We start from the raw sequence: 11,373 nt of genomic DNA on the forward strand, positions 1-11,373 counted from the left end.
GTCCGACCCCACCGCCGCCGTAGCCCTGCACGGCGGCGGTGGGGTCGGACGAGTACTGCGCCGCGAGCATGGCGGCCGACTGCCCCGCCAGCGGAGCCGCCGCCAGGGCGGCGTTGGAAGCGCGCGTCCAGCCGCTGTCGCCGGTCGGGGCGGCAGCGGGCGGCTGAGAATACTGCGAGTACTGCGACTGGGAGTACTGCGACTGCGAGTACTGCGACTGGGACTGCCGCGAACTGCTCGACGTGGAGGGCGGGTAGGGCCCGGAGCCGTCGCTCTCCGGGCTGCTGCTGCTCTGACGCTCCCGCTCGGCGGAACTGCTGCTCTGGTGGGTCCTGCCGCTCCTGCCGCTCCGGCGGCTCCCGCCGCTCTGTGCCGTATAGAAACTGTCGTCCGAATTGTTTCCTGACATGTAGCACTTCCTCCTCGTTCACGGATCGGATCGTGGGAACACGACACCGTTGAACACAACCCCCTCACGGAGTCATCAGCACAACGGCACCGGAGCGGCAAGGGTTCAGAGATTCCGGCCGCTGTCTCCTGAAGGGGGTGAACCCCGAGCGCCGCAAGTGCGTTGTGGCGCCGGACGCGACGAGGCCCGATCTCCACCCGAGGGAACGTTCATGCGGAGCTCGCGGCGCCGTCCGTGGTGCCCGGCCCGTCGGAGGTGGCCATCCGTACCCGGCTCAGACAGCTCACCGCCACCGATGAGGAGGTGCTGCGGCGGGTGGGCACGTATCTGGGGCACGCTGGCCTCCCGTGACCTGAAGGCGCGCTGCCGCGACGGCCCCGATCACGGTGCCGAAGCGTGGGCAGGGCGCAAGCGGGAGTTGACGCCGTTGTCGTTGGCCCGGTGGGCGGGTGCGATCACCAGGGCGACGCATGAGCAGTGGGCGCCGGCCCACCGCTGCACGCTCGCCCACCTCCAGTCCCTGCAAGCCGGTATCCGTACCCTGCGCCACCGGCTGTCACTGCCGCTCGGCCAGGAGGGTTCGAAGAGAGCCCCGGGTGGATATCGCAGCAGGCGGGAGTGGCACGCCAGGGCCCGCCGCCTACGGGTGCTGGAGGACCGGCTGGAGCGGGAACGCGCCGACGGGGAGGCCGGGAGGGTGCACGTGGTGCGCGGCGGCGGGCGCCTGGCCCGGATGCGGCACCAGTTGCCCGCCGCAGAGCTCACCGAGACCCGGTGGCGTGGGCGGTGGGAGGCGGCACGCTGGTTTCTGCGGGCGGACGGGGAGAGCGGGAAGCGGTACGGGAACGAGACGATCCGCATCACGCCGGACGGTGAGGTCAGCCTCAAGCTCCCTGTCCCCCTGTCGAATCCGGCGAACGCCCCGCACCCACCGGAGCGATGGATGCGGGATCGGACCGTCCAGGCCGGACCGGATACCCCCGGGCGTGAGGAAACCCTCACCCGCCTTCCCGGACCACGGACACGATCCGTGCCGCCGGACGCGGAGCGAAAGCGGGCGACCAGGACGCCCAACACCGTTCGGGGTGTCCGCAGTGAACAGGAATGGGTCAAGGACTCACTTGATGGCTTCCCTTCGGGATCCCTCGGGCCCCTTCGCCAGCTGCAAGCCCGGCATGCACCGTCCGAAAGAGAAGCCCACCGTCGAAGCCCTGGACCCCTTTGGACCGCCACCCCTCCCCCTCCGCCCGCGTCGGCCTCACGGAGCGGCTCGACGTACCGTCGCAGCAGGCGGCCCGTACCGAGTACGACTTCAGGCGTGGACGCCCTCACCCGGTGACGGGGGAGGCGGCCCGAACGGGTCCATGGCGTCAATGGGGGGTGTGTCCTTGGGACGGTGCATACCGGGCTTGCATCCGGCGAACGGGCCCTGCGGGTCCCGCAGACTGGCCATGACCGGGGACAGGTAGTCGCGGTGCCAGCTGGCGGGGCCTGCCATCGGGGACTTCGGACCGGTCAGGTCGATCCAGGCCAGCCACAGCCCGTGCAGTTGGGCGACGGCTTCAGGATGCTCCCACCAACTGGAGCACCACGGCGCCGTGGAGGTGACCTCCCTGCCGTAGACGGGCAGCAGCACGTGATGCGTCCACAGGGTCAGTTGCCGCAGTGTCTGCCCGTAAGCGGGGCCCTCCATGTAAAGGATGAACAGCGGCTGGGCAGGGGCCTCCTCCTGCCCAGCGGACTGTCCCACCGCGGCAAGGTCCCGCTCGGCCCCGATCGCCTCAAGGTTCTCCATCGGCATGGTTGACACGACCTTCCATCTGACTCGCTTGCCCGGCTGCTTCGGTCCGGCCGGCACCTTGGACCACCCCGGATGTGGAGCACAACGGGTCCATCCGCGACGGGGTTCATGAAGGTCGCAAAGGGTTTCGGAACCGGTCCTGCCCCGCGGGAATCGACACGGGGCATACGCCTTCCACGGACCGGCATCACCGAGTCAGACGCCCCCGGCTGGGCGCCGCAGTGAAGGTGACAACGGCACACCCCGAGCCCGACTGATGCGGCACCGCCTCGGTTCACCGGCCGCGGAGCGGGAGCTTCGGTGGTCGCCTCGGCGTGCCTACCTTCGTTTGCCCGATGGCCGAGTGGGGGCGGCGGATGACGGCTGCCAGCTCTTTGGAGCTGGAGCTGGAGACGGGGAGGGTGACCCGGCGGGCTTGTCGCGAACGGCAGCGAGCCCGGCGGCGCCGAGCAGGGAGGAGGGGAGAGACTCCGAAGACCGATCGTCGAGGGACAGCGGGGTGATCGGCCTCATGGGGGTCTGGAAACTCACCGGAGGATCCATCGGACCGACCGGCCTCGCCGAATCGAGCAGAGGACTCACCGGATTGAGCAGAGGACTCACCGGATCGAGCAGAGGACTCACCGGAGGACTCACCGGAGGACTCACCAGAGGATCCATCGGGCTCGAGGGCGCGGTCGCCGGCGTACCGCTCACCGGGGCGGTGCTCGACGGTGGCCTCTGCTCGATGATGTTGAAGGCATTACCGTCATAGACCGCCTCGTTCCCACCCGGGCTGCGCAGGACGGCACTGGGCGACGGCGAGTCCTGCTGGGCGACCAATGGAGTCGCCGGACGCGTGAAGCGTTCACTGAAGGCCGCGCGCTGCTCGTCGTCGGTGGCCGCGGCCCTCTCCATCAACCTCATGGAAGCGGCGTCCCACAACCCGTTGCCGTCCGGCAGGCTCACGTGCTCCGGGAGGTCGAGTCGCGGGGCGTCCTGTCCCGCCGGAACGGGGCTCAGGGCAGAGGAGCTCTCCCCCGTCAACTCCCTGCCGTACGCGTTGTTGGCGTACTGCGCGGTGTAAGACGTGTTCAACGGGGGCAGAGCGTAGGCCTTCCCCCACTCGTCGTTGTTCCTCAGATGATGGAGGACCGCGTCTTCGAAGGCTTTTCGATCCAGCGACAGCAGATCGACATCGGCCCGGATGTCGTCCACGGTTCGGCCGCTGCCCTGCTCGGGGGCAGGCGCCCACTGCCGCTCGGCCGTCGGGCCGGACACCGGACCGTTGGACTGCGCCATGCCGACATACGGACCAGCCGCCTGCATCCCGCCGTCGTACGCGTCATTGGCCGACCCGTGCGACGGTCCACTTCGCGAGCCGCCTCTGAGACTGCGCCACATGTCACGCAGCGCTCTCAAGGCGCGCGCCCCAAGCGTCGGTTCCTCCGCAGGACCTCGAGGCTCGTTCTTCGACTGACGGTACTCGGCGCTGATCAGCTCTCGCGCCAGCGCGGACTCCTTGCTCTCCTCCGGCCGGTTCGGTCGGCGGGGAGCCGGGGTGCTGTCTGCCATGGTCGCACTGTGCGCCCCAAGCGTCGGTTCCTCCGCAGGACCTCGAGGCTCGTTCTTCGACTGACGGTACTCGGCGCTGATCAGCTCTCGCGCCAGCGCGGACTCCTTGCTCTCCTCCGGCCGGTTCGGTCGGCGGGGAGCCGGGGTGCTGTCTGCCATGGTCGCCACTCCTCTCAGCACCGAATACCACGGATCGGAGGTGCGAACGGTTCAACGGCGGGGCGACTGTCCGGCACCGCGGTGAACCATCCGGCGTGCCCGTCCGTCGTGCGGGCGCGGGACGACTGCTGCTCGCCGGACCCGCGCAAGAGATCCGCGCACACCCGACGGAGAGACACATTTCATGCGCAGACGCACATCATTCCTCCTGGCCCTGTTACTGGTGATCGTCGGTGTGACCGGCACCGCCCTGCTGATGCAGAGCCAGCGCTCCGACGGTGTGAGCATCGCCGGCACGCCGGCCGCCGAGGCCGCCGAGCACACCGTCACGTTCCAGAACAAGACGGACAACCGTATCTGGATCGGCAGCACGGTCAACGCCGACGGGTCGGCCGAGCTCACCGGGCTGCCGACGCTGGACCCGGGCCAGTCGGCCACCGTCACGATCCCCGAGCACTCCGGTGCCGGGCACTGGCGCGGCAAGTTCTTCGCCCGCGAAGGCTGCACCGGCGAGGAGGGCAGCACGTTCCACTGCGCCGTCGGTGACTGCGGGCCGTACTCCGACCGTTGCTCCACCGGTGAACAACCCACCGGGCTGGCTGAGTTCAACTTCGATCCGAAGGACAGCCTGGCGCCCTGGTACAACGTCAGTTACGTCAACGCCGTCGCGTCGCCGATCACCATCACCCCCGACGGCGTGACACCACCGGAGTCCGGCGAGTGCACCTCGGCGGGGTGTGTCGAGGACCTGCTCGCCGCCTGTCCCGCCGACAACCTTGTCAAGGACGAGGCCACCGGCCGGCCGCTGGTGTGCGTCAACCCGAACCGGGACGCGAAGACGCCCTACAGCGACGCGCTGGCCACGAAGTGCCCGACCGCGTACAGCTGGTCCAAGCACGACGCCGAGCAGGGCAATCAGGTCGTCTACCAGTGCCGGCAGTGCACCGGTATGACGGTCGCCTTCCACGGCAACGGCGGCGCCCCGGCCGACACCGATGCCTCGCCCCCGCCCGGCCCCGCGGTCATCGAGCAGCCCGGCGGGGGCGGCGGCACCCCGGCCGCCTCCCGCAAGGGCATCAGCCTGAACCCCGTCGCGGGCGCCTCCGAGGCGCTGGCCGACTCCGGTTCGTCCTGGTACTACAACTGGGCCTCCTCCACCAACGGCGTCACCAGGCCGGAGGGCGTCGAGTACGTCCCGATGATCTGGGGCCCCGACTCGGTCACCGACGCCGAACTGGGCCAGGCCGCCAAGGAAGGAAAGGCGCTGCTCGGCTTCAACGAGCCGGACCATCCGGGCCAGGCCACCATGTCGCCCGAACAGGCGCTGGACCTGTGGCCCCGGCTGGAGTCCACCGGCCTGCGCCTGGGCGCGCCCGCGGTCGCCTCCGGCGGCGACCTCGAGGGCGGCTGGCTGGACCGGTTCATGAAGGGGGCCGAACAGCGCGGTCTGCGCGTCGACTTCATCCCCCTGCACTGGTACGGCGCCGACTTCGGCCCCGACGCCGTCAACCAGCTGCGCGGCTATCTCCAGGCCGTGCACGACCGCTACGGCAAACCGGTCTGGCTCACGGAGTACGCCCTGATCGACTTCTCCCAGGACACTCCGCGTTACCCCAGCGAGCAGGAGCAGACCGCCTTCGTCCGGTCCTCGACCGAGATGCTGAACGGCCTGGACTTCCTGGAGCGTTACGCGTGGTTCGTGCTGTCCACCGAGACCCACCGGACGGGTCTCTACGACGGGGCGGTCGCCAACGCGAGCGGGCGCATCTACCGCGAGGTGCGCTGAGGTACTGAGGCCCCCGTCGCGAGCCCATGGACGGTTCAACTCCCAAAAAGACACCGGAGTTGAACCGTCCATATCTCTTTCCCGTTGTGCGGGTGCACCCCGGCGACTGCGCGGCGGGGGCTCATGATCGAAGGAGATCCATGTCAGGCGGTCCGTTTCGGCGCAGCCCTTCGGGTACGGGCGTCGGCCGGGCCGTCCTGCAGGCGGGCGAGCCGCGCGCGGACCTTCTCCGCGTCCGGATGACCCAGCTCCATGAAGATCTCCACGGCTTGGCGCCAGCTCGTCCGGGTGGCCTCCGGCTCCTCGGCGTCGAGATGGGCCTCACCGAGGTTGCCCAGCGTGTGGCCCTCACCCCACCGGTTGCCGATGTCCCGGTGCGTCGCGAGCGCCAGGTGGTAGTACTCGACGGCCTCCTCATAGTGGCCGAGCCGATGGTGGACCGTGCCGAGGACGTCGAAGGCCACGCCCTCGACCCAGCGGTTGTCACTGGCGCGCAGGACGACCAGCGCCCGTTCGAGACAGTCGAGGGCGTCGTCGTACCTGCCGAGCCGCTGGTAGGCGTCGCCCAGGTTGCACAGGGCGATGCCCTCCCCCCACACGCTGCGCTCGACGCGGTCGAGGGCCAGCGCCCTGCGGGTGTACTCGACGGCCTTGCCGAGCCGGCCGGCCTGCAGGTAGGAGTCGCCCAGGTTTCCGATCACCGTCGACCTGCCCTTCATGTCCCCGAGTTCCTGGAACAGGGCCAGCGCCAGGTGCAGGTGCTCGATGGCCTCGTCGAGGCTGCCGGAGCTGCGCAGCGCGGCGGCCACGTCGGCGAGGCCCTGGGCCTCGCCCTCCCGGTCGCTGGCGTCGCGGGCGGCGGCCAGGCCGGTACGCGCGGTGTCGAGCCAGTCCTGGATATGGCTGCGGAGGTAGAAGAACCCCCACAGGACGGCGGGCAGCCGCCACGCGATGCCCGCATGTCCGGACGCGGCGGCCCGGTGCACCGCGGCGACCAGGTGGGGCCGTTCGGTCTCGCACCAGTCGAGCGCCTGTTCGTGCGTCGTGAACTCCAGCGGCCGGCACCCCTCGGGCAGCGGTTCCAGGGGGATGCGGCGGCGCTTCGGGGTGATGTGCGGGTAGGCGGCGTCAGCGGTGTACAGGTACCAGGCCAGCAACCGCCGGCCGGCCAGGTCCCGCTCCTCGGGTGTCTCCTCGGCGCGGACCCGTTCGGCGGCGTACACGCGCAGCAGGTCGTGCAGGGTGTAGCGGCCGGGGAAGTGTTCGGTGAGCAGGTGGGCACGGGTCAACTCGGCGAGGAGGCCGCGGGCCTCACGCAGCGAGAGCCCGGCGAGACCGGCCGCGGCGGGCGCGGAGATGTCCGGTCCGAAGTGCAGACCCAGCAGCCGGAACAGGCGTGCCGCCGGGGCGGGCAGCGCCTTGTACGACCAGGAGAACACGGCCCGTACGTCGGTGCTGATGCCGTCGCCGCCGGCGAAGGCGTCCAGACTGCCGTGGCTGTCGCTCACCTCGTCGGCGATGGCGCTGAGCGGGAAGGCGGGGTGGGCACGGGCGTGGGCGGCGACGATGGCGAGCGCCAGCGGCAGCCGGCCGCACCGCGTGATGATCTCGTCCGCCGCCTCCGGTTCCGCGGCCAGCCGGTCGGTGCCGAGGCGCCGGGCCAGCAGGTCGTGCGCCTCGGCGGGGGTCAGCTGGTCCAGCGTCAGGGGGTGCGCCCCTTCGCCGGCGACCAGGCCGGTGAGCCGATTGCGGCTGGTGACGATGACCAGGCAGCCCGGGGAGCCGGGCAGCAGTGGGCGGACCTGCTCGGTGTCGCGGGCGTTGTCGAGCAGGATCAGCACCCTGCGCTGCGCGAGCATGCTGCGGTACAGAGCCACTTGTGCGTCGAGACCTGCGGGAATCCGCATCGGGGGGACGCCGAGCGCGTCGAGGAAGATGCGGACGGCCTCGTCCGGCGTCACCGCCGAGCCGGTCGGGTCGAAACCGCGCAGGTTGATGTAGAGCTGGCCGCCGGGGAAGCGGTCGGCGATCCGATGGGCCCAGTGCACGGCCAGGGCGGACTTGCCGATGCCGCCCATGCCGCCGATCGCGCTGATCACGACGGTCGTCGGGGGACTTCCGTCCTCGGGCAACAGGGCGCTGGTCCGGTCGAGTTCGGCGTGCCGTCCGGCGAAGGTAGGGAGATCGGCGGGCAGTTGCGCGGGGCGGGTGACTCCGGGCGGGGGGTCATTCGGGTCGGAACGGTTGGTGTGGCCGGTGTGGCCGGCCCCGTCCGCCTGCCGGTCGGCCGGGCCGTCCGACTCCGGCTCGTCCGCCGCCGTGCCACCGTCCACCGTCCCGTCCACCGGGACGTTCACCAGGACGGCATCGGACGGCTCGGATATCACCGAGGGCCCGGACGACCGGACCTGCCGGTGCGGAGCCGGTGCCGGAGCCGGCGCCGGGGCGGAAGTCGCACCCGGGGCCGGGTCGGGTATCAGGGCCGGGTCGGCCGCCAGAATGCGGTCGTGCAGATCCTGCAGCGAGGCGCCGGGCTCGATGCCCAGCTCCGTCACCAGGACATTCCGTGCCCCGCGGTAAGCGGCCAGTGCCTCGGCCTGCCGCCCGGACCGGTACAGCGCCAGCATGAGCAGCCGGCACAGTTGCTCTCGCAGCGGGTGTCTGCCGGAGAGCGTGATCAGCGGGCCGATCACCTCGTGGTGACGTCCGAGCTCGATGTCGAGGTCCAGCCGCGTCTCCACCACAGTCAGCCACTCCTCGCCCAACCAGGAGCGCGCCGACTCGGCCAGCGGGCCGTTGAGTCCGGCCAGCACGTCTCCCTGCCATCCGTCGAGCGCGGCGTGCAGCAGTTCCGCGGCGCCGGACAGGTCTCCGGCGCCGCGCAGCTTCTTCGCCCGGGCGACCCGCTGCTGGAACACGACCAGGTCCAGGGCGTCGTCCGCAACGTGCAGCACGTATCCGTCCCCTACGGAGACGACCGTCCGGGGCGGCTCTGTCGAATTCCGGTCGGGCTCCAGGACCTTGCGCAGGCGCGACACATAAGTCCGCAGCACGGACACGGCGGCTGCGGGCGGCTCCGCGCCCCAGACGGCGTCGATGAGTTCACCGAGCGGTACCGGGTGTCCGCGGCGTAACAACAGCGCCGCCAGCACGACTCTCTGCTGCGGCGAGCCGAGGTCCAGTTCCTGTTTCCCGCGCCATGCCCGGACCGGCCCCAGCACAGCGAAACGAACGGAATTCTCGTAGGCGTTCACCCTCGGACTCTAGTAAGTCAAGACTCCGTCGCCGACCACTTTGACGGAATACGCCATTCCGTCCCGTGTCGTCGCCGGTTTCGCTGTTATCCCGCTTGTCGCCGGGGAGTTGAACCATTTTCCTCCGGCACCCGTTGCGGTACCCGGGCCATGCCGATACGGACCCGGCCGCGTCATGCGGCCGGGAACGTCAGAGAGGAACGCTTATGAGCCGTGACGAAGCGGACGAGCCGGTCGACGGAGGGGAACACACCGAGTCCGGGAGCGCGCCCGAGTCGTCCCCGCACTTCACGGTGGTCATCTCCGGTGACGGCTCCGCCGCCATCGACGGTGAACCCGTGCCGGTGGCGGAGGGGGAGGCGGTCGACGCCGCGATCCTCGACACGCTGCACGGGCACGCGCGCGACCGGGGCATCACCGTCACGGCGGCGATCTCCGACCCCGCCGCGGGGTACGTGGCGTTCGTCGAGGTCTCCCCGGACGGCTCGAGCTCGCTGCTGGAACAGCAGGAGCCGGAGGCACCGGCACCAGTACCAGCACCGTCCCTCGTGAAGAGGGACGCCCTTGACGATGCCGACGACGACGGGCCCGCCGGTGACACCGGTCCCGCGGTCGCTCCGGGCGTCGACGCCCACGAGGATGCCCACGACGACTTCGACGAGGCGGCGTACGCGCTTCCCGAGCCCGAGGGGCCGCCGCCCCCGCCTCCGTCCGATGGCCCGGGATCAGGATCAGGGTCGGGACCGGAGTCCGGGGCCGGGCCGGGTTCGGGGGTGGGTACGGGTGTGGGTATGGGTAGGGGACTGGGCTGGGATTCGGGCTCCGGGTCGGCATCCCGGTCGGAGCCGGCCGCCCGCCCCGTACCGCCGCCGAAGCCTGCTCGCAGGACCGCCTCGCGGCAGTCGGACGACGAGTTCGAGGGCCCCGGGCTGCTCAGCAGGCCCCTGGTCGTCGGGCCGGTGGCCCTCGGTGTGGCCGCGCTGGTCGTCGTACCGCTGGTGATCCTGGGCAGCGGCGGATCGGACGGCGGCGGGAACCAGGAACAGGCCGCCGCCCGTGCGAGCAGTTCGCCTTCGGCCGAGGTGTCACCAACCCTCGAGACGCCCCCGCGGCCGCTCCCGCCCTCGCCCAGCCCGACGTCCGCCTCGCCGTCGGCCGAGCCGAAGGACAAGGACAAGGACAAGGACAAAAGCAAGGCCAAGGACAAAAACAAGCCGCAGCCGAAGCCGCAGCCGACGGACACCCCGGGGGCGAAGAGCGGTGGGGGCGTCACCGTCACCGTGACCGCGACGCCTCCGAAGGACACCACCACCGTCACGGCCAAGCCCCCGCAGGACACCGCCGCCAGTGCCGTGAAACGGCTCGCCAGGAACGACCCGTCCGGACGGCACATCTGCTACCGCGCCTACGTCGCCGGGCAGGGCTGGCAGAAGCCGGTGTGCGACGGCACGATCGCCGGTACGTCGGGCCAGAACCGGCCGATCAAGGCCCTGAACATCGCGGTACACGGCGTCGACGGGTCGGCCGCCAACGCGTTCCGTCACTCGTCGAAGCCGGTCGACGGCCGGGGTGAGTGGCAGCCGAGCTGGACGGCCATCACCGGCGACGGCAAGAACTTCTACATCGGCAGCTCGAAGCGGAACGCCCCGAACATGCTGGGCTTCGCCATCAACGTCGGCAGCGGCGAGGTCTGCCACACCGTCCGCCTCCGCCAGGGCGACTGGAGTCAGCGGACGTGCAGCAAGCCCCGCCCCGACTACACCTTCGGCGGCACCCTCGACAACGACGTCTGGCTGGAAGCCGTGAAGTTCACGGTGTGAACCGCGCGGCCGCGGCGGCCGCTGCCGACGGTCCCGACGAGGATGCCGTCGCCCGCCCCGGCGTGAGGTGCCGAAGGATCCGGGAGGGCCCGGAGCAGTACGGCAGTCTCCGGCCCGCCCCACTGCCGACCGCCCACTGATCACTCGCCGATCGCCCACCGACGGTTTACGGCCAGTACTTTCGTAGTAGTGGCAGTGGTAGCGGCAGTGGACGGTTGGGCGGTGGCCCGGGACAGGAGCGATGACATGATCATTTTCGGCACCAAGGGGTACCTCCACCAACTCGCGATCCTCACCTTGGTGTGCTCCCAGTGCGGGAATCCCTCCGCGCACACGCTCAGGAAGCGGGTCACGAAGTTCACGCTGTTCTTCGTGCCGCTGTTCCCGGTCTCGACGAAGTACGCGACGCAGTGCACCTTCTGCGGCGCCGAGTCGAAGGTGACCGCGGAGCAGGCCGAGCAGTTGCAGGCGCAGGCCGCGGGCGGCCCCGGCGGCGGTCAGGCGTACGGACAGCCGCCCCGGCAGCACCAGCAGCCGTACCAGCAGTAGTGCCCAGTAGTGCCGGCAGTAGTGCCGCAAGCCGCGGGCCC

General features: G+C 70.6%; 7 protein-coding genes and 1 pseudogene. 4 read left to right on the forward strand and 4 right to left on the reverse strand.

The genetic code is table 11. The features are described 5' to 3' along the window. A partial coding sequence (locus AOK11_RS24290; RefSeq protein ID WP_206188916.1) for a hypothetical protein occupies positions 1 to 409 on the reverse strand: 409 nt, incomplete at its 3' end. 255 nt (positions 410 to 664) lie between these two features. Between AOK11_RS24290 and AOK11_RS45320 the strand changes: the two are divergent. Further along, positions 665 to 1,337 (forward strand): annotated as a pseudogene (locus AOK11_RS45320) (IS200/IS605 family accessory protein TnpB-related protein); the annotation flags it as partial. 384 nt (positions 1,338 to 1,721) lie between these two features. Here the strand turns inward: AOK11_RS45320 and AOK11_RS24295 are convergent. Both AOK11_RS24295 and AOK11_RS24300 read right to left on the reverse strand, forming a co-directional pair. Beyond that, positions 1,722 to 2,102: a DUF4913 domain-containing protein gene (locus tag AOK11_RS24295; protein ID WP_055595866.1), complete on the reverse strand. Its 381-nt coding sequence runs from the start codon at positions 2,100 to 2,102 to the stop codon at positions 1,722 to 1,724. Positions 2,103 to 2,528: 426 nt separating this feature from the next. After that, complete coding sequence (locus AOK11_RS24300) at positions 2,529 to 3,923, reverse strand: hypothetical protein (RefSeq protein ID WP_157869441.1); 1,395 nt, start codon at positions 3,921 to 3,923, stop codon at positions 2,529 to 2,531. Between the two features lie 184 nt (positions 3,924 to 4,107). Between AOK11_RS24300 and AOK11_RS24305 the strand changes: the two genes are divergently transcribed. Beyond that, positions 4,108 to 5,709 carry a glycosyl hydrolase gene (locus tag AOK11_RS24305; RefSeq protein WP_055595862.1) on the forward strand — a complete coding sequence of 534 codons (1,602 nt, stop codon included), beginning with the start codon at positions 4,108 to 4,110 and terminating at the stop codon, positions 5,707 to 5,709. 143 nt (positions 5,710 to 5,852) lie between these two features. Here AOK11_RS24305 and AOK11_RS24310 read toward each other — a convergent pair whose 3' ends face one another. Further along, complete coding sequence (locus tag AOK11_RS24310) at positions 5,853 to 8,963, reverse strand: AfsR/SARP family transcriptional regulator (protein ID WP_055595863.1); 3,111 nt, start codon at positions 8,961 to 8,963, stop codon at positions 5,853 to 5,855. A 206-nt stretch (positions 8,964 to 9,169) separates the two neighbouring features. Between AOK11_RS24310 and AOK11_RS45325 the strand changes: the two genes are divergently transcribed. Then, positions 9,170 to 10,783, forward strand: coding sequence for a hypothetical protein (locus AOK11_RS45325; RefSeq protein ID WP_055595864.1), 1,614 nt, complete (start codon positions 9,170 to 9,172; stop codon positions 10,781 to 10,783). Positions 10,784 to 11,029: 246 nt separating this feature from the next. Further along, complete coding sequence (locus AOK11_RS24320; RefSeq protein ID WP_055595865.1) at positions 11,030 to 11,332, forward strand: zinc-ribbon domain-containing protein; 303 nt, start codon at positions 11,030 to 11,032, stop codon at positions 11,330 to 11,332. Positions 11,333 to 11,373: the final 41 nt, after the last annotated feature.

Source organism: Streptomyces hirsutus, from assembly GCF_001418415.1.
GTDB classification, from domain to species: domain Bacteria; phylum Actinomycetota; class Actinomycetes; order Streptomycetales; family Streptomycetaceae; genus Streptomyces; species Streptomyces hirsutus.